Genomic DNA, 23,955 nt, shown 5'->3' with positions numbered 1-23,955 from the left:
AATGAAACTCGCAGTCATCCCCGGCGACGGAATCGGGCAGGAAGTCATCGCCGAAGCTCTCAAGGTGCTCAAAGTCGTTGCTCCTGATGCGGAAACAGCGGAGTTCGACCTCGGGGCGCGCCTCTACAACCGGACCGGTGAGATTCTGCCGGAGTCGGTCCTTGAGGAAGTCCGCGAACACGACGCCATCCTGCTCGGCGCGATCGGTGACCCTTCGGTCCCGCCAGGAGTGCTCGAGCGCGGCTTACTGCTGAAGCTCCGCTTCGCGCTCGACCACCATGTGAATCTCCGTCCGTCGAAGCTTTACAGCGGGGTGGTCGGGCCGCTCGCCGGTAACAAGCCTGTCGACGTGGTTGTCGTGCGCGAGGGCACTGAAGGCCCTTACATCGGAAACGGTGGCGCCCTGCGGCCCGGTACGCCCAACGAGGTCGCGACCGAAGTCAGTGTCAACACTCGTTTCGGGATCGAGCGGGTCGTCCGGTACGCGTTTGATCTCGCGATGACGCGGCGCAAGCACCTCACCCTCGTACATAAGACGAACGTGCTGTCCTTTGCCGGGGCATTGTGGTCGCGGACGGTTGACGCGGTCGCGAAGGAATACCCCGAGGTAGAAGTGGGGTACCAGCACATCGATGCAGCGACGATCCACCTCGTGACCGACCCTGGCCGATTCGACGTGATCGTCACCGACAACTTGTTCGGCGATATCATCACCGATCTTGCCGCAGCGGTGACGGGAGGCATCGGTCTGGCAGCGAGCGGCAACATCGATGCGAGCCGGGCGAACCCAAGCATGTTCGAGCCGGTCCATGGCAGCGCGCCTGACATTGCAGGCCAGCAGAAAGCGGATCCCACGGCCGCGATTCTGTCGGTAGGCCTGCTGATGTCGCATCTGGGTGACTCCACCGCAGCGGAGCGCATCGATGCTGCGGTCGCGGCGGATCTGGCGGCACGTGAATCCGGAACAGGTGGTGCGTCGACGAGCGAGATCGGCGACCGGATCGCGGCGGCCATCTAGTTAGACAGAATCACGAAAAACGGGACATACTCACACGAAACAACCTGCGAGTATGTCCCGTTTTTCCTGAGACTGTGGATGTTTACGTTCGGGCTCCAATTGCGGACGGCACCACGGGCGCGGCGAGCAGCGCGAAGACGGCCGCGAGCGCGAATGTGGCGGGAAAACCTACAGCGGTGATGGTCGCACCGAACGCGGGCGGCACAGCGGCAGCGACGGCGTTTTGTGCCGTGTTGTGAATGCTGAGTACTCGACCGCCCCAGAATGGACCTGCGATCTCTGCTGCCGCAGTGAACGCGACACCGTTGTCGGCGACGGTGATGACGCCAGCGGCCACGAGGAGCACGATGGCGATCGACATGCCACGCAGATCGGTGAATGCGAGCGCACCCATGGTGACGGCGGCGGTGACAGCGATGATCCGGATTGGTGTGGTGCGGCTGCCGATGCGATCAGACCAGGCGCCGGCCGCGACGCGGCCACCAGCGCCAGCGAGCTGGATGGCGCCCACAAGCAACCCTGCGGTGAACGCGGACCATTCGCGTTCCGTCATCAGCCAGACGAGCGCGAAGCTCCAGATCGTGAACTGCGGAATCACCAGCAGCACAGCACTGGCATGAATGCGGAGCAGGCCGGTATGCCGTGCATACGGATGTTTGCGCAGCTCACTGAAATTGGGTGACGTGCGGGACGGCCGCTGTGGATCTGTCACCCAGAGCGCTGTGGCTGCAGCGGCGAGAAGCGATAGCAGAGCGGGAATCGCTAGCGCCACGGCGACACCGTGGAGCGCTGCGACGGTCGGTATGGACACTGCCGCGGTGGCGACACCGAGGGGCTGCGCCATCTGGCGGATACCCATCGCTGTGCCACGCCGGTGTACTGGGAACCATCCGATGACGAGGCGCCCGCTTGCCGCGTTCGCGCTGCCCGCCGCCATGCCGCCGGCCAGCAGGATGCCAGCGAGTGCCACTGGGCCGGATGCCTCGATACCTTCGCCCCGAACCACTTGGTGCAGTAAGGGTGCGGACATTGCGGCTGCGCCCGCGCTCAGCCCGATCATCAGAGTTACGCGTTCACCGGCCCGGTCGACCAGAAGGCCCCACAACACGAGGGTGAGCATGAGTCCCGCTGTCGTCATTGCGGCGACAGTTCCCGCTGCTGCGAGCGTCAGTTGATATCCGCCGTTGGGGTCGTTAAGGGCCGGGATGAGAAATGCGCCACTGGCGATGATCACTGATGACGCTGATTGGGCGGCCGTGCTGATCGCGAGGATGATCCAGGCTCGCCCGTTTCGCATACCTGTTTCGCTCATCGCACACCTCAAATCCCGAATAATGGGACACATTTCCCGAAATATGGATGGTGCCAACTGTACCTGAAGTGCAGGGACGGACGGCTGCACGGCACCCGCTAGGCTCGTCACCATGCGTCTTGGTCGAATTGCGAGCCCTGATGGCGTTGCCTTTGTCGCGGTTGACGGCGACGAAGCTGATGCCACCGTCCGTGAGATTGCCGAGCACCCATTCGGCACCCCAACCTTCACAGGGAGAGTCTGGAAGCTAGCAGACGTGCGGTTGCTTGCCCCGATCCTGTCGAGCAAGGTTGTCTGCATAGGAAAGAACTACGCCGCCCACGCTGCCGAAATGGGTGGCGAGGCCCCGGAACAACCGGTGATCTTCATGAAACCGTCGACGTCGATCACCGGACCCGGTGCGCCCATTCAATTGCCATCCTCGTCTGAGGAAGTGCACTACGAGGGGGAACTGGCCGTTGTCATCGGTCGCCCGTGCAAAGACGTGCCGGCGGCCCGCGCGCGGGACGTCATTCTCGGCTACACCATTGCCAATGACGTCACGGCGCGCGATTTGCAGCGTAAGGACGGCCAATGGACACGGGCGAAGGGTTTCGACACCTTCTGTCCGCTCGGCCCCTGGATTGAGACTCAGATCGATCCGGGCGATCTCCGCATCACCACCGAACTTGACGGTACGACCGTGCAAGACAGCCGGACATCCTTGCAGATCCACAAGATCCCGGAACTGGTCGAATGGATCTCGCGTGTCATGACGCTGCTGCCGGGTGACGTCATCCTCACCGGCACGCCGGAAGGCGTCGGACAGGTGCGTGCCGGTCAGACCGTTTCCGTGACAGTCGAGGGAATCGGTACGCTTTCCAACCCGGCGGTTCTTCGCGAATCCTGATTGGCACTCCCGAACACGAAGTGAGCTATGACTACAGCTGAAACCCCTGTCCGCGTCCGTTTCTGCCCCTCACCTACGGGTGCACCGCACGTCGGTTTGATCCGCACCGCTCTCTTCAACTGGGCGTTCGCACGGCACCACGGCGGAACCTTTGTTTTCCGCATCGAGGACACTGATGCTGAGCGCGACAGCGAAGAGTCGTATAACGCGCTCCTAGACGCGCTCCGATGGCTTGGTCTCACGTGGGACGAGGGGCCGGAGGTGGGTGGACCTTTCGCGCCCTACCGCCAGTCCCAGCGTCGCGATCTGCACCTTGAGGTAGTGGAGAAGCTTCTTGCGGCAGGGGAGGCGTACGAGTCGTTTTCCACGCCCGAGGAGGTTGAGGCCAGGCATCGTGCGGCCGGGCGAGATCCTAAGCTCGGGTACGACAACTTCGATCGTGACCTCACCGAGAGCCAGCGAGCAGCATTTAAGGCAGAGGGACGCCGACCGGTGGTGCGGCTGCGTATGCCGGATCACGACCTCACGTGGCACGATCTCGTGCGCGGCGAGATCACTTTCAAGTCGGGTACGGTGCCGGATTTCGCGCTGACACGCGGTAGCGGAGATCCGCTGTACACACTCGTGAATCCGGTCGATGATGCCACGATGAAAATCACTCACGTGCTGCGTGGTGAAGATCTGCTGTCATCAACGCCGCGTCAGATCGCGCTGTATGAGGCGCTAGAAAGGGTCGGTGTCGCGGACCAGGTGCCCCGCTTCGGTCACCTGCCGTACGTGATGGGGGACGGCAACAAGAAGCTGTCCAAACGCGATCCTCAGGCGAATCTGTTCTTGCATCGCCAGCGCGGCTTTATCCCGGAAGGTCTTCTGAATTACCTTGCGCTTCTCGGGTGGGGGATCTCCGGGGACCGGGACATTTTCGCGCTGCCGGAAATGGTCGAGTCTTTCGAGATCGGTGACGTCTCGGCCAACCCGGCCCGCTTCGACCAGAAGAAGGCCGATGCGATCAACGCTGAGCACATCCGCCTGCTTGCGCCTGCTGATTTCGCGGCGCGGCTCCGGGCATACCTGGCGCAGCACCACGACCTGCCTGCAGGCATCGACGAAGCTGATTTCGCTGCCGCCGCTGACTTGGTGCAGACGCGAATCGTGGTTCTCGGTGACGCCTGGGCGCTGATGAAGTTCCTGTATGTGTCCGAGACCGACTTTTCCGTTGACCCAGCAGCAGCGGCGAAGAACCTCAAGCCGGAGTCCGCGGTGGTGCTCGATGCGGCGATTTCTGCGTTGAGTGAGCTTGAGGAGTGGTCAGCCTCACAGATTGAGGCGACACTGAAATCGGCGCTCATCGACAGTCTCGAACTCAAGCCGCGGCTGGCTTTCGGGCCGGTCCGGGTCGCCGTGACCGGCTCCCACATCAGTCCGCCGCTATTCGAGTCTCTCGAACTGCTGGGGCGGGACAAGTCGCTCTCCAGGCTCCAGCTGGCCCGAAAAACTCTGACTTAAGCTGCACGTTTGGAAATTCGGGGACTGGGTTTGCTAACCTGTTCTCCGGCCTGGGGCGGTAATGCTTCGCTTGCGATGAGAAACCGCTCCAGGGCATTGGGGTATGGTGTAATTGGCAACACAGCTGATTCTGGTTCAGCCATTCTAGGTTCGAGTCCTGGTACCCCAGCAGCAGGGTGACAAGCGATTTTGCAGGCGCGCCCTGGCCAGTTATGCTGGCTGAGCCTTCTGGCTCTTGGGTGAAGTTGTGATGACTTCCTCTGTCCTGGCCCCGTCGTCTAGCGGCCTAGGACGCCGCCCTCTCAAGGCGGTAGCGCGGGTTCAAATCCCGTCGGGGCTACAAGAAGACCCTCACCTCGGTTCTCGAGGTGAGGGTCTTTGCTTTTTCTGAGGGCTTTATGGTTATAGGCGTTTTTGTATCGCATCGGCGGCCGCGAGCAAATCTGCAGCCCACCGAGCACCGGGCTTCCGGCCCATCCGGTCGATGGGTCCGGATACAGAAATCGCCGCTATGACGGTGCCCGTCGCGTCTCTAATTGGGGCGGCCACGCTCGCAACGCCCGACTCCCGTTCGGCGATGCTCTGTGCCCACCCGCGGCGGCGTACCTCAATCAGAACACGCTCGGTGAACTGCGCCTCAGGCAGGACTGCTCGCTGTGTGGTGATATCCGCCCAGGCGAGGAGGACTTTCGCGCCCGATCCGGCAGTCATAGGCAGCCGGGCCCCGACAAGTACCGTGTCCCGCAGTCCGGTCGGCGGCTCCATCGCGGCGACGCACACCCGTTCTATACCTTCACGGCGATAGATCTGAACGCTTTCACCAGTGATTTCCCGTAACCTGGGCAGTACGAAGGATGCGGCGTCGATCAACGTGTCACCTGCCGTGGCCGCAAGTTCGGCAAGCGCCGCGCCCGGAACCCATTGGCCCTTCGTGTCGCGGGCAAGTAGCCGGTGCACCTCGAGGCCGACTGCGAGTCGATGTGCCGTGGCTCGGGGCAGTCCAGTCCGCTCGCACAGAGTGCTGAGGGAACAGGGCTCCTCCGCGACTGCGTGGAGTACGGCCACCGCTTTGTCCAAAACGCCAATACCGCTATGCTGTCTCACAAGACGATATTAACGTTCCGAATGCTGAGATTCTAGTGGTGGCGGAGAAGTTCCCCACCCGGGACAATGAGATCGGTGGATCCGCGGACCGGCCAGCCCATGAATTCCGGTCCATCGGGGTCCTCTGGGATGAGGGTGAGAAATGGTAAGCGAATCTCCCGTGGGCGGTGTAGCAGCGGAGCGCCGCCCCCGCACCATGGCTGAAAAGGTTTGGGAAGAGCACGTCGTCGTCCGAGGCTCTGGTGAAGGCGAGTCCCGCGAACCAGACCTGATCTACATCGACCTTCACCTCGTGCACGAGGTGACTAGCCCACAGGCATTTGACGGCCTCCGTCTCGCTGACCGTCCAGTTCGCCGCCCTGACCTCACGATTGCGACGGAGGATCACAACGTACCGACTGTGGGCATCGACAAGCCCATTGCGGACCTCGTCTCGCGTACGCAGGTGGAAACCCTGCGCAAGAACTGCGAAGAGTTCGGCGTCCGCCTGCACCCGATGGGTGATATCGAGCAGGGCATCGTCCATGTAGTCGGGCCGCAGCTAGGGCTGACACAACCGGGCATGACTATCGTCTGCGGTGACAGCCACACCTCGACACATGGCGCTTTCGGCTCCATCGCCATGGGTATCGGCACGTCTGAGGTCGAGCATGTGCTCGCGACACAAACGCTGCCGCTGCGCCCGTTCAAGACGATGGCGATCAACGTCGATGGGCAGTTGCCTCCTGGTGTCACGAGCAAGGACATCATTCTTGCGGTGATCGCCAAGATCGGAACGGGCGGGGGACAGGGGTACGTCCTCGAGTACCGAGGCGACGCAATCCGCTCGCTCTCGATGGAAGCCCGGATGACGATCTGCAACATGTCCATCGAAGCTGGCGCTCGCGCGGGCCTTATCGCTCCCGATCAGATCACATACGACTTCATCAAGGGACGTCCGCACGCCCCGCAGGGCGCCGACTGGGATACCGCGGTCGCCGCGTGGGAGCAGTTGACGACCGATGAGGGCGCGCAGTTCGACCAAGAGGTATACATCGACGCGACGGCACTGACTCCATTCGTGACGTGGGGCACCAATCCCGGCCAGGGAGTGCCGCTCGGGGAGTCAGTGCCCGATCCGGAGTTGTATGGCGACGAGGGTGCCAAGCAATCCGCGTACAAGGCCCTCGAATACATGGACCTGACCCCGGGTACCCCTATCCGTGACATCGCTGTGGACGCCGTGTTCATCGGTTCGTGCACGAATGGCCGGATCGAGGATCTTCGCGCGGCAGCGGACGTCCTGAAAGGTCGCACGATAGCTCCGGGTGTTCGGATGCTCGTCGTGCCCGGCTCAATGCGCGTGCGCGCGCAGGCCGAAGCTGAGGGGCTTGGCGCGATTTTCGAAGCAGCGGGCGCCGAGTGGCGCAGCGCAGGCTGCTCGATGTGTCTCGGTATGAACCCAGATCAGCTCGCACCTGGTGAGCGATGTGCGTCGACCTCGAACCGAAATTTCGAGGGACGACAGGGCAAAGGCGGTCGCACGCATCTCGTTTCCCCGCTCGTCGCCGCTGCAACCGCCGTCAAGGGCACGTTCGCTGCGCCTACAGACCTGGACTGACTTCTTCTCGAACCTGAGGACAACTGATGGAAGCTTTTTCGACCCACACAGGGATCGGCGTGCCGTTGCGCCGCTCAAATGTCGACACCGACCAAATCATTCCTGCGGTCTATCTCAAGCGGGTAACACGAACAGGGTTCGAGGATGGTTTGTTCGCCGCATGGCGAAATGACCCGTCGTTCATTCTGAACGTGCCCCCATATCAGCAGGGCTCAGTGCTCGTGGCCGGACCGGATTTCGGAACCGGCTCGTCCCGGGAACACGCGGTCTGGGCGCTGTCAGATTTTGGGTTCCGGGTCGTGATCTCCTCGAGATTCGCCGACATTTTCCGCGGCAACTCCGGCAAGCAGGGGTTGCTTGCGGCTCAAGTCGAGCAATCTGACGTAGAGCTCCTGTGGAAGGCCCTCGAGGAACAGCCTGGTCTAGAGGTGACCGTGGACCTCGAGTCAAAGACGGTCAGTGCGGGAACTCTCGTGGTGCCCTTTGATATTGACGACTACACGCGGTGGCGGTTGCTCGAAGGGCTCGACGATATTGGCCTTACGCTGCGTCATGCTGATGCGATCGCCGATTTCGAGAGTCAGCGTCCAGCGTGGAAACCAAAAACCCTTCCGGCGCGCGCGGAAAATTAATTCGCGCATTAGGGACTAATTTCTGCCAACTCCGCACACGAGATTTGCCGTGGCACATAGACTCTTGAGGAACACGGGTAAACCGTGAGACTTTGGCCGGTCCGAATGGGGCCACATTGTGCGGAGGCTATCCATGAACAAAGCGGATCTCGTCGATGCCCTCACCCAAAAACTGGGGACAGATCGGCGCAGCGCATCGCAGGCGGTTGAGACGTTCGTCGACTTGATCGTGCGAGCAGTACATGCGGGAAAAAGCGTGACAATCACCGGATTTGGTGTGTTCGAACAGCGGAAGCGTGCCGCCCGTGTGGCACGAAATCCGCGAACCGGAGACACTGTCCGTGTTGAACCGACGAGTGTGCCGTCCTTCCGGCCGGGTGCTCAGTTCAAGGCGCTGGTGTCCGGTACCGCGGAATTGCCAGCCGAGGGGCCGGCGGTAAAGCGGGGAGCGGGAGCGTCGGCGGACGAGGGAAAGGCGCCGCTGCCGCGGGCCGCCCGGAGCACCGTCGCGAAGGCGCCGCGTCGTGCGGCGTCGGCAAAGGCGGTGAGCGCCAAGGCTGAATCGTCAGGCGCAGCGGCAAAGGCTCCCGCGAAGAAGGCTGCAGCCAAGAAGACCACCGCCGCGAAGTCGACGGCGGCGAAGTCGACTGCAGCGAAGTCAACGGCGGCGAAGTCGACCACGGCGGCGAAGAAGACTACGGCAGCGAAGTCGACCACGCCCGCGAAGTCCACGGCAGCGAAGTCGACGGCGGCGAAGAAGACTACTGCTGCGAAGTCGACGGCGGCGAAGAAGACTACTGCTGCGAAGTCGACGGCGGCGAAGAAGACTACTGCTGCGAAGTCGACCACGCCCGCGAAGTCCACGGCAGCGAAGTCGACGGCGGCGAAGAAGACTACTGCTGCGAAGTCGACCACGCCCGCGAAGTCCACTGCAGCCAAGTCGGCTGCGGCGAAGAAAACGACGCCGGCCAAGAAGACCACCGCCAAGAAAACGACAGCGGCCAAGAAATCGACCGCAGCTAAGTCGACGCGCGCCCGCAAGAGTTCAGCGCCGAGTGAAGGCGCCGGTTCGGAGACGTAGTCGTCGACCGGGTTTGCAGGGCCAGGCCAGAGCGAGCACGGGTTACGGGTGGCGCGCTACGTCAGCGCGTCATCCCGCGGCCCGTGCTTTTTCGCGTGTACTGGTAGCTGGCACCACTCAACCGGAAGCTATGCCCCGAGTGGAGAGTCCAGGTAGTCGGCGCTCAGCAACCGTCCATCGAGCATGGTGAGCGCCCAGAGGCTCCCTTTGCGGTTCTTCGCGGGCGGCAGGGTTATGGAACTCCGCTTGGCAAGCCAATCGAGTAGCCCGGGAATGACTCCACCCTGACTGCACACCGCGTGTACGCCTGGGAGACGTGAGATCTCGAGCAGCCGCTCATTGCTGGCCTTCGGTTTACGAACGTATTCCTCTTCCGACATGGTTGGCTCGACGACAACCGCGTTGCCAAGCTCATCTGCGGTAGGAGCCACAGTCTGGATGCAGCGCGTTCGGTCTGCAGAATGAACGTCAGTGACACCGTAGGCCAGAAGATGAGGCACGAGAGCTTCAGCTTGTGCCCGGCCGGTGGCGTCGAGAGGACGGAGGTTGTCATCCTCGGGAAAGTCACCGCGACGACCTGCCTTGCCGTGACGGATCACGAGCAGGGTAGTGACGTCAGCGGACAACTCAGCGAACTTCTTGAGAACCCGCCGGTCCAGGTTGTACGTCACGGTTGCGGGAGCCTTCGCCAAGGGCACCCAGATGAGTTCGTCAACCTCCCCGTTGGGAGTGAATTCACCCGAGAGCGCCTCGGCCGACCAGTAATCAACCTCTTTGCGGCGCGCATCCGTCAGCGGATACGACACTCGGATGAGGTGTCTGCCAAGCCTCGGGATGAAGCCTGTTTCCTCCGCGATTTCGCGCGCCGCGGCGACAACCGGCGTTTCGCCGGCATCGAGTTTTCCTTTTGGCAGCGACCAATCGTCGTATCTCGGCCGGTGGATTACCGCGACTTCAACGCCCCCGCGCGCCTTGGGATTGCGCCGCCACAGGACGGCCCCAGCGGCGAGGACACTCGACTTGCTGCGCTTCGTGGACACTACGCTCATCGGGGGACGCGACCTCACTGCGCCTTATGGCGACGAATGAGTTCGTCTTGATGGTCCCGGACTTGTTCACCGTCAGCAGGCGCCGCGATCCAGTTGCTGTCCGCCTGCAGAATCCAGCAGCGTGTTGTGGGATCGAGGGCGGATTCGAACAGCTCGTCAAGTTGCGTAGTGCTCTTAGGGTCGCGAACCCGCACGAGCACTTCTACCCGCCGGTCAAGGTTGCGGTGCATCATGTCAGCGCTGCCAATCCAGAATTCGTCGCAACCCTGGAAATGCATGATGCGCGAGTGCTCGAGGAAACGCCCAATTATCGAACGCACGTGGATGGTTTCGCTTAAGCCAGGTACACCAGGTTTAAGCGCACAGATGCCGCGGACCACGATCTCTACCGGCACACCAGCCTGAGACGCCTTATAGAGGCCGTCGATGATTTGTTCATCAACGAGAGCGTTCGCTTTGAGCCGGATCCGTGCTGGACGCCCGGCGCGGTGGTGCGCGATCTCATCATCGATCCGCTGAAGAATGCCAGATCGGACGCCTGTCGGCGCGACCAGCAAGTTGCGGTACTGCTCAACCCGGGAATACCCGGTGAGTGAGTTGAACAGATCGGTCAGGTCGGCGCCGATGTCAGGCGCTGCCGTCAACAGGCCCACGTCCTCGTAGAGACGAGCAGTCTTGGGGTTGTAGTTGCCTGTGCCAATGTGGCAGTAGCGGCGGATTGTCGAGCCTTCACGACGGACCACGAGGCACGTCTTGCAGTGCGTCTTCAGGCCCACCAGTCCGTAGACGACGTGCACGCCTGCCTGCTCTAGTTTGCGTGCCCACTTGATGTTCGCCTGCTCGTCGAATCGTGCTTTGATCTCGACGAGCGCGACGACCTGTTTGCCCGCTTCCGCGGCATCGATAAGCGCGTTGATGATCGGGGAGTCGCCCGATGTGCGGTATAGCGTCTGCTTGATCGCGAGAACGTTGGGATCCGCAGCAGCCTGCTCGACAAAACGCTGAACGCTGGTAGAAAACGAGTCATACGGGTGATGAACGAGAACGTCGCCCTCCCGCAGCGTGGAGAACACACTTTTCGGAGTTTCGCGTTCGCCGAACGCGGGGTGAGTGGCGGGCACGAACGGCTTGTCTTTCAGGCTCGCCCGGTCCACGCCATACACCTGCCACAGACTTGACAGGTCGAGTAGGCCTGGGACATGGACGACGTCCGCGGGATCCACGTCGAGTTCGCGGAGGAGGAGGTCCAGCATGTGCTCGGTCATGTCGTCGGAGACCTCGAGGCGCACTGGCGACCCGAAACGGCGCCGGGCAAGTTCCCGTTCGAGTGCCTGCAGCAGGTCTTCGTCGCGATCCTCTTCGACTTCGAAATCAGCGTTACGTGTGATGCGGAACGCGTGATGTTCGACGACCTCCATGCCGTGGAACAACACGTCAAGGTGCGCGGCGATCAGTTCCTCGAGAGGGAGGAACGCGACCCCCTCACGATCCTCGAGGCTCACTTTCACGAAACGGGCGACGTTATCGGGCACCTTCACGCGCGCGAAGTGTGTGCCAGCTGCGCTGTCCCGCACCGTGACGGCCAGGTTCAGGCTGAGGCCGCTGATGTAAGGGAAGGGATGTGCCGGGTCGACAGCGAGTGGGGTCAGGACCGGAAAGACATGCTCGTGAAAGTACTTTGAGAGATGGTCGCGGTCGCGTTCTCCGAGGTCTGACCACGCGATGATGGAGATCCCGTTGTCGGCGAGCACGGGACGGACCTGATCGAGAAAGACGCGGGCGTGCTTCTCTGCGAGTTCTTGCGTGCGCTTGGCTACGAGCGAAAGTTGCTCACGGGGAGAGAGCCCGTCAGCGGACCGTACCGACAGCCCTGTCTCATCGCGACGCTTCAGTCCCGCGACTCGGACCATGTAGAACTCGTCGAGGTTAGATGCAAAGATCGCGAGGAACTTCGCCCGCTCGAGTAGCGGAATGGAACTGTCCTCAGCGAGGCTGAGGACGCGCGAGTTGAAGTCTAGCCAGCTCAACTCACGGTTGAGGTACCTGTCGGCTGGCAGAGCTTCCGCGGCGGCCTCATCGGACGTCGCAGCAGGGGGAGCTGAAGGGATGACGTGGACGGGCTCTCCGGCGCCTCCGGTGCCATTGCCCGTAACCTCAACAGCCTCTGAGGCGAACGAACCCGCGGACGCGGAATCGGGTTCCTGGGACGTATTTGTCACTGCCACGGAGCCGCTTTTCGGCTCGGCGGTTCGTTCGCTATGGTTCACTCTTCGATCATTCCAAATTGTGGCAGGACAGCAAGCCGGAGCGGAAACTCCGTCCTAAACTTTTCGTGTCTCGCAGGTAAAGGTTCCGGTGCACAGCGCGCGTGTTACTGCCGCGCGTGTCCACTTTCCAGCGCCAGCCTCGAGCGCTGCTTCGAGGTCCTCTGGGGTGTCAACGTCGCAGCGCAGCCCGGTTAGTTCGCCGGCTGCAGCGACAGCCCCCGCCTGCAAGTGGCGCAATGCGGAACTCTCTCCGAACTGTGGGGCGAAAATCACACCCTGTGGCATAAAGAGTCCCGTGGTGCCGTAGCCGTGTCGGTCCGCAACGAAGATCGGAGACGGAGACCGACGCATGTCGCCGATGACTGCCGTGATATCGGCGGCAGCGAGCGCGGGCAGATCCGCGTGCAGCACGCCGATCGCGTGATTCGCTGCTTTCTTGCGAATGGTGTCGGCGGCGCCGGCGATGACCGCGTTGAGCCGGGGATCGGCGAAGGTGCCAGTGCGGATCCGCATTGGTGCGCTGCCCAGGAGCTCCGCGTCATCGAGCACTGAGACGCCGTATTCGCGAGCGATTTCGGCTATTCCGGACCGGTGGCCGATGAGCGTCACTCCGTTGACGTCGGGGCATGACCGCACCGCCGACAGGGTGTCACGCAACATCGCCTCAGCGATGCGGCTGCGGTCTTCCGGGCCGACGGCAGAACTGAGGCGCGACTTGGCATGGGCGAAGGGCTTCACCGGGATGAGGATCCATGTGGCGCTCACAGCACCACCTTAAGCGCTAGCCCGCAGCACCGGTGTCTGACTTACCCCGCGATGCGGGCGGTCGACTGGCAGAATGCGTGAGCAGAAGTGAAACAACCCCAGAGTGACATGCCGCGGGCAGCCACGAACATCGGAGGTAGATCACGTGACTAAAGCAGCAGTGATGGGTTCGGGCTCATGGGGGACCGCGTATGCGAAGGTCCTCGCTGATGCAGGTACCGATGTCATGATGTGGGCCCGTCGCGCGGAACTCGCCCAATGCATCGAGGAACGCAACGAGAATCGTGACTACCTCCGCGGGATCATCCTGCCGGAACGTCTGCACGCCACCGCTGACCCTGCTGCTGCTCTAGAAGACGCCGACATCGTCGTGCTCGCCGTGCCATCCCAGACGCTGCGCACCAATCTCGGGGCCTGGAAGGAAATGCTCCCGCCGGACGCGACGCTGATGAGCCTCGCGAAAGGTATCGAGATGGACACTCTGCTGCGGATGAGCCAGGTCATCACGCAGGTCACCAAAGCTGATCAGTCACGGGTCGCGGTGCTTTCCGGCCCCAACCTTGCCCGTGAGATTGCCGAAAGCCAGCCGGCCGCGACCGTGATCGCCTGCCCCGATTCGTCACGGGCAATCTCGCTGCAGAAGGCCTGCCACACAATGTATTTCCGGCCGTACACGAACGCGGATGTCATCGGATGCGAAATTGGTGGGGCATGCAAGAACGTGATTGCCCTCGCATGCGGCATGGCAGCGGGTGTGGGCCTCGGCGTGAACACGATCGCATCGATCATCACCAGGGGCCTCGCGGAGATAACGCGGCTCGGTGTCGCGCTCGGCGCCAATCCGGCGACGCTGGCGGGCCTCGCGGGTGTCGGCGATCTGGTCGCCACCTGTACATCATCGCTTTCCCGCAACCGGAGTTTCGGGGAGGCGCTCGGCCGCGGCGGATCGATGGCGGAGGCGCAGGCTGCGACGCATGGACAGGTAGCTGAGGGCGTGAAATCGTGCACCTCGGTGCAGGCGCTGGCGAACAGTTACGGCGTCGAAATGCCATTGACGAATGCGGTGCACCAGGTGTGCCACGAGGAACAAGCGGTGCTCGATGCGGTCCAGCAACTCCTTGGGCGCAGAATGAAGCCTGAGTAACACCTTGCCGGTGCGCGCACGCAGTAAAGGCAGTCCCAGGTAGCGTCTCAAGAGTGACGAGTGAACGAATCCGCGTAGCCGTAGTGTTCGGTGGCCGCAGCAGTGAGCATTCCGTTTCTTGTGTATCAGCGGGAAGTGTTTTGCGCCATATCGATCGGGATCGTTTCGATGTTGTTCCAATCGGAATCACTCCGGACGGCGCCTGGGTGAACGGCGGCACCGACCCTGACGAACTCGTCATCACAGCGGGCTCGCTGCCCGAGGTTTCCGCGGATGGCGGCGAGCTTGCGTTGTCGGCGTCGCCGGCCCGGCGCGGAGCGGTCATCTCGCTCGACGGAGACCAGGCTGGTGGTGAGTTCGCTGCGGTTGACGTGGTTTTCCCGGTCCTGCACGGTCCTTACGGCGAGGACGGCACTATTCAGGGTTTGCTGGAGCTAGCGGGCGTCCCCTACGTGGGGGCGGGCGTTCTCGCGAGCGCGGGCGGGATGGACAAGGAATTCACCAAGAAGCTCCTTGCTGCCGAAGGCCTTCCGGTAGGGCGCCAGGTCGTATTGCGACCAGGGGTCAAGACGCTCACCGATGAACAGCGTGGCTACTTGGGCCTGCCAGCTTTCGTCAAGCCCGCGCGCGGTGGTTCGTCCATCGGCATCTCGCGAATCACGACGTGGGACGATCTCGACGCTGCCGTAGATGAGGCGCGCCGCTACGACCCCAAGGTGATCATCGAGGCGGGCGTCGTCGGGCGAGAAGTCGAATGTGGAGTGCTCGAGTTCCCGGATGGCAGGGTCGAAGCAAGCGTCGTCGCGGAGATCAGACTGCCCGACACCCACGGTGGTGACGCTGCTGGCGGGGCGTTCTATGACTTCGAAACGAAGTACATCAACGACGTCACCGAATTCGACGTTCCAGCGAATCTCGACGACGCGATGACCAGGGAGATCCAGCGCCTCAGCGTTGCTGCATTCACCGCTCTTGACTGTCAGGGCATTGCGCGTGTCGATTTCTTCATCACCGATGACGGTCCGCTCATCAACGAAGTCAACACGATGCCCGGGTTTACGTCGATCTCGCTTTACCCGCGTGTCTGGGCAGTATCAGGTATCGAGTACCAGGAGCTGATTTCAACCCTGATCGACACCGCGATTGCCCGGGGTATTGGTCTGCGATAGCAGTCAGCCGATCGGTGCGGGGTCGAGTTCCTGCTGGGGGAGATGCTCGCTGATGACCTCTGAAATGATCTGAACAGGCGTCGGGCCAGTACCGGTCGGCAGCGTCAGAGCGACGTACTCGCCCCGGTCGACGGCGTACCAGGTGCTTGAATCGAGCCCCATTTCCGCACCGGACACCTCGAACCACTGCACTTCATTCACGAGCTGCAGCGCCGCGGCCTGGTCAAACTCCAAGGGACGCTCAAGGCCACAGCGCAGGACAACAGGGTCGTCGAGCAAGCCTGGCTCCCGCCAGGCCGCCGTAGCGGCCGGTGCTGGATCGACGATCTCCGCGCGCTCCAGACTTCCGAGTTCATCTGGCAGCTGATCGAGCAGCGTGACGCACTCGTCCGAATCGGCACCAGGCGCGGGGAACTCGGCGAGGATTGCCGGCTCCGCTTCAAGGTCGCGCTGCATCACAACTGCAGCGACGATGAGTCCGGTGATCAAAGCTAGCGGCAGGGCAATCGCGGTCGCGATAAGAGCAGGGGAACGGCGTTCCGGCTTGGTCTCGCTCACAACACCTCATCACGGGGTCAGCACGTCAGTTCGGCTGTCACCGTACTCTAGTCGGGTGATTGCTGAGTCGCGTGAGGATCTCCCTGCTCCGCCAGACGGCGCTCGAGCCGAAGACGCAACTGTCCGTGACACCGGGGAGTTCGGCGTCATCCGGCGCATCACCGCAGGCAGGGAACAGCCAGCGGCCACACTTATCGGCCCCGGCGATGATGCCGCCGTGGTGTCTCTCACACACGGCACTGTGGTCGCATCAGTGGACATGCTCGTTGAAGGGCGGCATTTCCGGACCGACTGGTCCTCGCCCCATGACATTGGACGCAAATCAATAGCGCAAAACGCCGCCGACATGGCCGCGATGGGTGCGCGCCCTCTCACGTTCCTCGTTGGTCTTGGTTGTCCCGCGGACACCCCGCTGGCAGTGACCGACGCGCTGAACGAAGGGCTGTGGGAGGAGGCGTCCGCGGCGGGCGCGGGAATCGGCGGGGGAGATCTCGTTCAATCGCCGCACATCACAGTATCCGTGACTGCCCTCGGTGATCTGGACGGCCGCAGGGCGGTTCTGCGCAGTGGCGCGCGTCCCGGCGATCTCATTGCCATGGCTGGGGAGACTGGCTATTCGGCTGCTGGCCTTGAACTCCTGACTCGCGGGATCGCCCCCGCCGATGCGGCGACACGCGAGTGCGTCGCGATCCACCGAGTACCGCGGCCGCCCTACCGCGAGGGCGTCTCTGCCGCCGAGGCAGGTGCTCACGCAATGATCGATACCTCAGACGGCCTACTGTCAGATCTGGGCCATATCGCGCGGGCTTCGGGTGTGCGGATCAATATTGACACTGCGGCGCTGGGATGTCCGGAACCGGTGCGTGCCGTCGCCGCAATATGCGGAACTGACGCGATGTCCTGGGTACTGGACGGTGGCGAAGATCATGCTCTCGTCGCAGCCTTCGCACCGGAAAGTGCGGTACCCAAGAATTGGCGCCTCATTGGGTCGGTATCCGAGGGGAAAGGTGTCACAGTGGACCACACCTCGCGTTCAGCCGGCGGTTGGACGAGTTGGTAGGGGGTTACCGTTCCCTTCCGCCGACGTGTCCGACGCAGTGGCGCCGAGATGCGAGTAAAGTTACGGAGAGGGGCACGAGAGCGGTAGCTGACGGCTCTTCGCCCTCGCATCGCACTGGCGCTTTGCGGAAATTTTGATGCAGCTGCCAGGGCTGCGTTGCGAAGGGATGTTATGGCTATCAAAGAACTCGCTGAGTATTCACATCTCAGCGACGCGGATATCGAGTCGCTCGGCCGCGAACTCGACATCATCCGCCGCGACATCGAGGAATCGCTCGGTTCCCGTGACGCGCGCTATATTCTCCGGACTATCGCTGCGCAGCGGATACTCGATGCTGCGGGCCGGTACATGATTTTCGCGAGTCGCGGCAAAGCTGGCTGGCTCGCGGGGACAGCAGCCCTCGCGGTGGCGAAGGTCATCGAAAATATGGAGATCAGCCACAACGTGCTGCACGGACAGTGGGACTGGATGAACGATCCAGAAATCCACTCCACCACCTGGGAATGGGACATGCCAGGGCCGTCAGTCCAGTGGAAATACGCGCATAACGTCGTTCACCACAAGTACACGAACATCGTCGGCATGGACGAGGACGTGGGATTCGGCATCATCCGGGTCACCCGTGATCAGGAGTGGAAACCGATCCACCTTCTCCAGCCGTTCCAGAATTTCCTTCTGGCTGCGGGGTTCGAGTGGGGCATTGCCTTGCACGATCTGCAGTTTGACGGTCGGAAACCGTCGCCCGAAGACATCGCTACCTTCCGCCGGAAAATAGTGCGCCAAGTGGGAAAGGATTATGTGTTCTTCCCAGCGCTGAGTGGCCGTCGCTGGAAGCACACTCTCGCCGCCAACGCGACCGCGAACCTCGCCCGGAATGTCTGGGCGCACCTAGTGATCTCCTGCGGCCATTTCCCTGACGGAGCGGAAAAATTCGTCCTCTCGGATCTAGAGAACGAGACGCAGGCGGAGTGGTATCTCCGGCAGATGCTAGGAAGCGCGAACTTCGACGCTGGTCCCGCGATGGCGTTCATGAGCGGGAACCTCTGTTATCAGATCGAGCACCACCTTTTTCCTGATCTTCCTAGTAACAGGGCGGCAGAGATCGCCGTACGAGTGCGGCAGCTGTGTGAAAAATACGACCTGCCTTACACGACAGGCTCGCTGATGAAGCAGGCGCTGCTGGTTCAGCGGACCGTCTTCAAACTCGCGCTCCCCGACAGCCTGCTGCGCGCCACGTCCGACGATGCGCCAGAGACCGCGTCGGAACTGAGGTTCAAGGCAATTCAGGCTCTCGAATGGGTTGCGACAGACCCAGCGACAGGCCGCCGCCGGGGGCTGCGCACCGCGATCGCGGAGTTGAAAGAGCAGCGTAAACGCATGATGGCGGAACTCAAAGCGCAGCGTGCGCGCATCAAGCGAGAAAGGCGTCAGCGGAAAGCGGGAACTCCCGTCACCGCCTGACCGATCGCTCTCCTTCCCTCAAATCCAGCTGCGGAGGTCAACGGAAACGTGCAAAAACGCGCGGTTCTGTTGACCTCCGCAGCTGGATTCAGGAGGGGACATCAGCGCAGAAGCGACCGGGCCATGACGACGCGCTGGATCTGATTGGTGCCCTCGTAGATCTGGGTGATCTTGGCGTCGCGCATCATGCGTTCCACCGGGAAGTCACGGGTGTAGCCCGCACCACCGAAGAGCTGCACTGCATCGGTAGTGACCTCCATGGCGACGTCGGAGGCAAAGCATTTCGCCGCGCTGGCAATGAATGCGAGACCCTTCTCGCCGCGTTCGGCGCGTGCAGCCGAGTGATACACCATCAAACGCGCGGCCTCTATTTTCATGGCCATCTCGGCGAGCATAAATTGCACACCCTGGAACTGGCTGACCGATTTACCAAACTGTTTGCGGTCCTTGGTGTAGTCGATTGCCGCGTCCAGGGCACCCTGTGCGATGCCCACCGCCTGTGCGCCGATCGTGGGGCGGGTGTGGTCGAGCGTTTCCAGAGCGGTCTTGAAACCCGTGCCTGGTTCCCCGATGATGCGGTCGCCAGGAATCCTGCAGCTCTCGAAGTACAGTTCCGCAGTTGGTGAGCCCTTGATGCCGAGCTTCTTCTCCGTCGGGCCGACGGTGAAGCCCTCGTCATCCTTGTGCACCATAAACGCAGAAGTGCCGTTCGCGCCCTTATCCGCGTCGGTGACGGCCATGACCGTGTACCAGGTCGACTGGCCACCGTTGGTGATCCAGCATTTCGAACCGTTCAGAATCCAGTCCTCGCCATCTGCCTTGGCCCGCGTGCGCATCGATGCTGGATCAGATCCAGCCTCACGCTCGGACAGTGCGTATGACGCCATCGCCTCACCTGAAGCGATGGCCGGCAGAACCTGCTTCTTCAGTTCCTCGCTTCCGTTCAGGATCAGCCCCATCGTGCCAAGTTTGTTCACGCCGGGGATCAACGATGAAGAGGCGCAAACGCGAGCCACTTCCTCGACGACAATGCACGCCGCCACCGAATCGGCTCCCTGGCCGTCGTATTCGTCCGGAACATGAACTGCGTTGAAGCCAGATCCAGTCAAGGCCTTCAGTGCCTCTGCCGGATAGCGCTCGTGCTCATCGACATCCGCTGCGTACGGAGCGATTTCTTTCTCGCACAGGGACCGGATCGCGGCGCGGAGTTCATTGTGTTCGTCGGCGAGCTGGAACAGGTCGAAGTCAGGGTTACTCGTCATCGTGGGTGTCTTTCTGAGTGAGGAATTGTTCGATGCGACCACCGATGTCGTCGCTTCGCAGGAGGGGATCGATGTGGCCACCAGGAAAGACGGACAGCTGAGCGTGGGGAATCAGCCGTTGCATTGCCTTCGCGTTGACCAGAGGGATAATCGGATCGTTGTCGCCCGCGAGGATGAGGACGGGCTGCCGGATACCGGGCAGGAACGGCAGACTCGCCCACAATGACCCCGCGAGGAGTTGATAGACGTAGCCGCGCCGGCTTGCGGTGGTTTCGACTTTGCCAAACACCGCCCTGACTCCCTCGGGATCGGTCCGCGCCGCGCCGCCGTAGATGGTGGGAGCGACCTGAGCCGCGTATGCGGGATCGCGGTAGCGCCGTGGCGTTGCCATGTGCCACAACACCTGGGGCTTTGCTGGCACCATCATCACGCCTGTCCCTGTACACATCAGGACCACTCGACGGCACCGGCGCGGGAACTGAAACGCTAGCTGCTGCGCTAACGCACCACCCCACGAAAACCCGAGCACGTCAAAGCGGAGATGGCCCAGCTGAGTGAGCATTCTGGTGACAGCGGCGGCGAGTAGGGCGAAGCTGTACGGCATGCGTGGTGCCGGTGAAAGCCCGGCGCCTGGAACATCGAAACTGATGACGGTACGTTCGGGGTCGAGTCCTTCAACGAGGGAGTCGAACGTTTCGAGGCTCGCGCCGATTCCGTTGCACAGCACTAAGGGCACGTCTTGTTCGTCACCGCGTCCCTGCCGGACGTCTACCCGGATCCGATAGCCGCACACGCGAATCCACGTGCCACGCACGAGGCTAAGTCCTGCGCTCATGACTCGAACACGTACTGGCCGGGTGCACGAACACCTGCTGGGTACTGCTCGGAACCGAGTTCGCGCGGTGCGGGCACATTTCCCTCGTTGCGGTCCGCGAGCCACTGCGCGTAGTCCGGCCACCAGGAGCCGTGGACCTTCTTGCTGCCGCCGAGCCAATCCTCGGCGTTCGCGCGCATTTCCGGATTCACACGGAAGGACGCCTTGGGGTTGCTGGGCGGATTGACCATACACGCGATGTGCCCACTCGTTGACAGTACGAAGCGGGTGTCACCACCGAGTAGGAGCGCGCTGCGGTACGACGCCTGCCATGGACTGATGTGGTCTGCCACGCCAGCGACCACATACGAGTCGGCTTTCACGCCCGACAGGTCGATTGCCGTACCAAGCAGAGTGGCTGTGCCAGCCTTGGCGAGCTTGTTGTCCAGGAACAGTTCGATGAAGTCGCGGTGCAGAGCAGCGGTCATCCGGGTGGTGTCTGCGTTCCAGAACAGTACGTCGAACGGCGCTGGATCTTTGCCCTGAAGGTAGTTGTTGACCCAATAGCTCCACACGAGATCGTTGGGCCGCATCCACGCGAACATCTCCGCTAGAGCTCCACCGTCGAGGTAGCCCTTCGACGCGGAGTACTTGATGGCGGCCTTCGCGGACTTCTTGCCCGCAAGCGCTGCCTGCAAACCGGCCTGCGACTGGTCGAGAACGTTGACGCCAAGGCTCACGCTTGCGATACGGTCACCTTGCCCAATCGCCGACAGGTGCGCGGCCACCATCGACATCAGGGCACCGCCGGAGCAGAGGCTCAGGGTGTGCGCCCGCTCAGTACCCGCGATCTCTTGGACGGCGTCGAAGGCTCGTATCACTGCTTTCGCGTATTCGTCGACCCCCCAGTCTCGTTGCTCTGCTGTTGGGTTGCGCCACGAGAGGGTGAAGACCTGCTGTCCTTGCGAGATGAGATATTCGACGAGGCTGCGGCCCGGCGCAAGGTCGACCACGTAGTACTTGTTGATGAGCGGTGGAACGATCAGCAAGGGCAACTTGCCGACCGCTTCGGTGACCGGATGGTAGTGGATCAGCTCAAAGCTGGGTGTGCTCAGCACGACCGCGCCATCTGTAGCAGCGATGTTGACACCGACTGTGAAGCCTGACGTGTCAACCATCGCCGGAACCCGGGGGGCTTTCGCGAAGTCGCGCAACAAGTTTCGTACTCCACGGACTGCGCTGAACCCGCCTGTGTCGATGAGTGCCTTAAGCGAGAGTGGGTTGATGCCAGGGATGTTGCTGGGCGAAACAGCGTCCAGTATGTTCTCGAGAGCGAACTCGACGCGCTCCCGGTCACGCCAGTCGAGTTCGAGTTCCCCGATGACGCTGCGCGCGGATTGGTCGATCGCTAAGTAGCCCTGCAAGATGGCACGGAGCCACGGGTTCGAGAGCCATGCGGCGTCATTGAACCTGCGGTCGCGTTTGTTCGGGGTGATCTCTGAATTGCCGGTGCCGACACGGGCGAGTTCGCGGACCAGGCCGACTACTTCGTCTGCAACGACGCTCGGCCGATCCGCGATCGCTGCGCCGAGCTTCAGCGTGGAGGCGCCGGGGAGGAAGCGCCGCCATTGTCCGCGTGCCGCGTTCGTCAGCAGCATGTCAATGGGTGCTGACGCTTCCGCGAGGGTGTCGTCGAGTCTTTGAGTGCTGATGGTGACCATGACGCGAGATTCCTTAGTTGTTTCGAGTGGTTTCAGCGTGCGTTAACGGGTGGCTGGACCTCGCGGCGCAGGATCTTGCCGGTAGGTCCTTTGGGAAGTTCGTCGACTGCCCACACCTGGCGCGGGTACTTGTACGCGGCGAGCCTGGCTTTCACGTATGCGCTGATATCAGCGGGGTCGAGGGTTGTACCTTGACGTACCGTGATAGCTGCTCCGACTTCTTCGCCGAGGGTTGGATGCGGGATCCCGATCACTGCCGCCTCGACGATGTCTGGGTGCTCGTACAGCACCTCCTCGACTTCGCGCGGATAGACGTTGTAGCCACCGCGGATGATGAGCGACTTCTTGCGGTCGACGATGTAGAAGTAGCCGTCATCGTCGGTTTTGCCGATGTCACCGGTGCGGAACCAGCCGTCGATGAATGCCTCGGCGGTGGCTGAGGGGCGGCCGAGGTAGCCCTTCATGACATTCTCACCGCGGACGCATATCTCGCCTAGTTCGCCGGGTGGCAGCGTCTCGCCGTCGTCAGTGATGACGCGCATCTCCACACCTTCGAGGGGAAGTCCGACGGACCCGATTTTCCGCCTTCCCTCCGGCGGGTTGAAGCAGCACACGGGGGACGTTTCGGAGAGTCCGTACCCTTCGATGATCACCGCGTGGAACTTGTCCTCAAATGACGTGAGCGTGTCGAGAGGCAGGGCCGCGCCGCCTGAACAGCACAACCGCAGGGTTGACGCGTCGGCGGTGTCGCTGCCTGGCGCCTCGATCATCGCCGAGTACATGGTGGGAACGCCCGCGAATATCGTGACTTTCTCCTTCTCGATCGCCTCGAGTGCGAGATCGCCGGTGAAGCGGGTGAGCAGAACTAGCGTCGCGCCGCTGAACAACGTGCAGTTCATCGACACGGTCTGCCCGAACGTGTGGAACAGCGGCAGGCACCCCAGGACGACGTCATCTGCGGTCAGCTTCAGCCAGTCCTGCGCGAAGCGATCAGCATTGTTGCGCAGGTTGAAGTGCGTGAGTTCCGCGCCCTTGGGGTGCCCGGTGGTGCCGGAGGTATACAGGATGACGGCGGTGTCATCGTCGGCGCGGTCGATGACGCCTGCAAGTGGCAATGCCGAGATGCTCCCCAAGAACGACTCGTCGACCTCCACGACGCTGGAGTGGGCTTCCAGGGCCCCAGCCACTGCTTCCTGAGCAACCGAATGCCAGACGAACACGAGTTTCGCGCCGGAATCGCCGAGGTAGTATGCGACTTCCCGGTTCTTGAGCAGTGGGTTCATTGGAACGGCGACACCGCCCGCGAGGAGGATTCCGTAGTAAAGAGCCGGAAACGCCGCAACATTGGGAAGCATGATTGCAACGGTGTCGCCAGGCTTGATGCCGCGCTGAATCAGGAGGCTCGCGACGCGACGTGCCGCGGTGTGAAGTTCGGAGTAGGTCTGTTTCTGATCGTCAGACTGCACCGCAGTGGCGGTGGGTGTGGCGTTCGCCGTGCTGACGAACCCGGTTGCGACGTTAGTCATGGAGCAGGCCCCTCGAG

The 23,955-nt window shown here is 62.2% G+C and carries 19 protein-coding genes, 2 tRNA genes and 1 pseudogene; 12 read left to right on the top strand and 10 right to left on the bottom strand.

What is annotated here, in order from left to right; all coding sequences use genetic code 11:
- Position 1: 1 nt before the first annotated feature.
- Positions 2-1,018, top strand: a complete 1,017-nt coding sequence (locus AS9A_RS15355) for a 3-isopropylmalate dehydrogenase (RefSeq protein ID WP_013807985.1) — start codon at positions 2-4, stop codon at positions 1,016-1,018.
- Between the two features lie 82 nt (positions 1,019-1,100).
- On the opposite strand, the gene AS9A_RS15350 is transcribed toward AS9A_RS15355, so the two are convergent.
- Positions 1,101-2,330, bottom strand: a complete 1,230-nt coding sequence (locus AS9A_RS15350) for an MFS transporter (protein ID WP_013807984.1) — start codon at positions 2,328-2,330, stop codon at positions 1,101-1,103.
- Positions 2,331-2,442: 112 nt separating this feature from the next.
- On the opposite strand from AS9A_RS15350, the gene AS9A_RS15345 reads away from it, so the two are divergent.
- The 4 genes from AS9A_RS15345 to AS9A_RS15330 all read left to right on the top strand — a co-directional run bounded on the left by AS9A_RS15345 (position 2,443) and on the right by AS9A_RS15330 (position 5,065).
- Entirely contained in the window at positions 2,443-3,219 is a 777-nt protein-coding gene (locus AS9A_RS15345) for a fumarylacetoacetate hydrolase family protein (RefSeq protein ID WP_013807983.1), read from the top strand.
- 27 nt (positions 3,220-3,246) lie between these two features.
- Positions 3,247-4,725, top strand: a complete 1,479-nt coding sequence (gene gltX, locus AS9A_RS15340) for a glutamate--tRNA ligase (protein WP_013807982.1) — start codon at positions 3,247-3,249, stop codon at positions 4,723-4,725.
- A gap of 97 nt (positions 4,726-4,822) precedes the next feature.
- A tRNA-Gln gene (locus AS9A_RS15335) sits at positions 4,823-4,894 on the top strand.
- Positions 4,895-4,992: 98 nt separating this feature from the next.
- Positions 4,993-5,065, top strand: a tRNA-Glu gene (locus AS9A_RS15330).
- A 62-nt stretch (positions 5,066-5,127) separates the two neighbouring features.
- Here the strand turns inward: AS9A_RS15330 and AS9A_RS15325 are convergent.
- A complete protein-coding gene (locus tag AS9A_RS15325) occupies positions 5,128-5,829 on the bottom strand; it encodes an IclR family transcriptional regulator (RefSeq protein ID WP_041451129.1) in 702 nt (233 codons plus the stop codon).
- Between the two features lie 142 nt (positions 5,830-5,971).
- On the opposite strand from AS9A_RS15325, the gene leuC reads away from it, so the two are divergent.
- From leuC to AS9A_RS23345, 3 genes and pseudogenes are all read left to right on the top strand, one after another.
- A complete protein-coding gene (gene leuC / locus AS9A_RS15320) occupies positions 5,972-7,429 on the top strand; it encodes a 3-isopropylmalate dehydratase large subunit (protein ID WP_013807979.1) in 1,458 nt (485 codons plus the stop codon).
- A gap of 26 nt (positions 7,430-7,455) precedes the next feature.
- On the top strand, positions 7,456-8,061 hold the full coding sequence (gene leuD / locus AS9A_RS15315) for a 3-isopropylmalate dehydratase small subunit (RefSeq protein ID WP_013807978.1): 606 nt from the start codon (positions 7,456-7,458) through the stop codon (positions 8,059-8,061).
- Between the two features lie 133 nt (positions 8,062-8,194).
- Positions 8,195-8,935, top strand: a pseudogene (locus tag AS9A_RS23345) (HU family DNA-binding protein); the annotation flags it as partial.
- 335 nt (positions 8,936-9,270) lie between these two features.
- Here AS9A_RS23345 and AS9A_RS15300 read toward each other — a convergent pair.
- The 3 genes from AS9A_RS15300 to cofC all read right to left on the bottom strand — a co-directional run bounded on the left by AS9A_RS15300 (position 9,271) and on the right by cofC (position 13,223).
- Positions 9,271-10,191 (bottom strand): NUDIX hydrolase, encoded by a 921-nt coding sequence (locus AS9A_RS15300; RefSeq protein ID WP_041451127.1) that lies wholly within the window; start codon positions 10,189-10,191, stop codon positions 9,271-9,273.
- Between the two features lie 14 nt (positions 10,192-10,205).
- On the bottom strand, positions 10,206-12,410 hold the full coding sequence (locus AS9A_RS15295) for an RNA degradosome polyphosphate kinase (RefSeq protein ID WP_083826700.1): 2,205 nt from the start codon (positions 12,408-12,410) through the stop codon (positions 10,206-10,208).
- Positions 12,411-12,512: 102 nt separating this feature from the next.
- A complete protein-coding gene (cofC, locus tag AS9A_RS15290; RefSeq protein WP_013807974.1) occupies positions 12,513-13,223 on the bottom strand; it encodes a 2-phospho-L-lactate guanylyltransferase in 711 nt (236 codons plus the stop codon).
- Between the two features lie 145 nt (positions 13,224-13,368).
- Between cofC and AS9A_RS15285 the strand changes: the two genes are divergently transcribed.
- Positions 13,369-14,367 carry an NAD(P)H-dependent glycerol-3-phosphate dehydrogenase gene (locus AS9A_RS15285; RefSeq protein ID WP_013807973.1) on the top strand — a complete coding sequence of 333 codons (999 nt, stop codon included), beginning with the start codon at positions 13,369-13,371 and terminating at the stop codon, positions 14,365-14,367.
- Positions 14,368-14,420: 53 nt separating this feature from the next.
- Positions 14,421-15,536, top strand: a complete 1,116-nt coding sequence (locus AS9A_RS15280) for a D-alanine--D-alanine ligase family protein (RefSeq protein WP_013807972.1) — start codon at positions 14,421-14,423, stop codon at positions 15,534-15,536.
- Between the two features lie 3 nt (positions 15,537-15,539).
- On the opposite strand, the gene AS9A_RS15275 is transcribed toward AS9A_RS15280, so the two are convergent.
- On the bottom strand, positions 15,540-16,094 hold the full coding sequence (locus tag AS9A_RS15275; protein ID WP_013807971.1) for a DUF3515 domain-containing protein: 555 nt from the start codon (positions 16,092-16,094) through the stop codon (positions 15,540-15,542).
- A 55-nt stretch (positions 16,095-16,149) separates the two neighbouring features.
- On the opposite strand from AS9A_RS15275, the gene AS9A_RS15270 reads away from it, so the two are divergent.
- Positions 16,150-17,154, top strand: coding sequence for a thiamine-phosphate kinase (locus AS9A_RS15270; RefSeq protein WP_013807970.1), 1,005 nt, complete (start codon positions 16,150-16,152; stop codon positions 17,152-17,154).
- Positions 17,155-17,325: 171 nt separating this feature from the next.
- The gene (locus tag AS9A_RS15265) at positions 17,326-18,615 is read left to right on the top strand and encodes a fatty acid desaturase family protein (RefSeq protein ID WP_013807969.1); all 1,290 of its coding nucleotides are present in this window, start codon (positions 17,326-17,328) and stop codon (positions 18,613-18,615) included.
- Positions 18,616-18,716: 101 nt separating this feature from the next.
- Here the strand turns inward: AS9A_RS15265 and AS9A_RS15260 are convergent, their stop codons facing one another.
- From AS9A_RS15260 to AS9A_RS15245, 4 genes are read right to left on the bottom strand one after another with little or no spacing between them, the layout of a single operon-like run.
- A complete protein-coding gene (locus AS9A_RS15260) occupies positions 18,717-19,877 on the bottom strand; it encodes an acyl-CoA dehydrogenase (protein ID WP_013807968.1) in 1,161 nt (386 codons plus the stop codon).
- A complete protein-coding gene (gene phaZ / locus AS9A_RS15255) occupies positions 19,867-20,712 on the bottom strand; it encodes a poly(3-hydroxyalkanoate) depolymerase (protein ID WP_049793744.1) in 846 nt (281 codons plus the stop codon). The genes AS9A_RS15260 and phaZ overlap by 11 nt, the downstream gene beginning before the upstream one ends.
- A complete protein-coding gene (locus AS9A_RS15250) occupies positions 20,709-22,412 on the bottom strand; it encodes a PHA/PHB synthase family protein (protein ID WP_013807966.1) in 1,704 nt (567 codons plus the stop codon). The genes phaZ and AS9A_RS15250 overlap by 4 nt, the downstream gene beginning before the upstream one ends.
- Before the next feature lie 32 nt (positions 22,413-22,444).
- Entirely contained in the window at positions 22,445-23,938 is a 1,494-nt protein-coding gene (locus tag AS9A_RS15245) for a long-chain-fatty-acid--CoA ligase (RefSeq protein ID WP_013807965.1), read from the bottom strand.
- Positions 23,939-23,955: the final 17 nt, after the last annotated feature.

The organism is Hoyosella subflava DQS3-9A1 (assembly GCF_000214175.1).
Taxonomy (GTDB): domain Bacteria; phylum Actinomycetota; class Actinomycetes; order Mycobacteriales; family Mycobacteriaceae; genus Hoyosella; species Hoyosella subflava.
The sequence above is the reverse complement of the archived record's forward strand: the minus strand, read 5'-3'. Positions and strand labels throughout refer to the sequence as shown.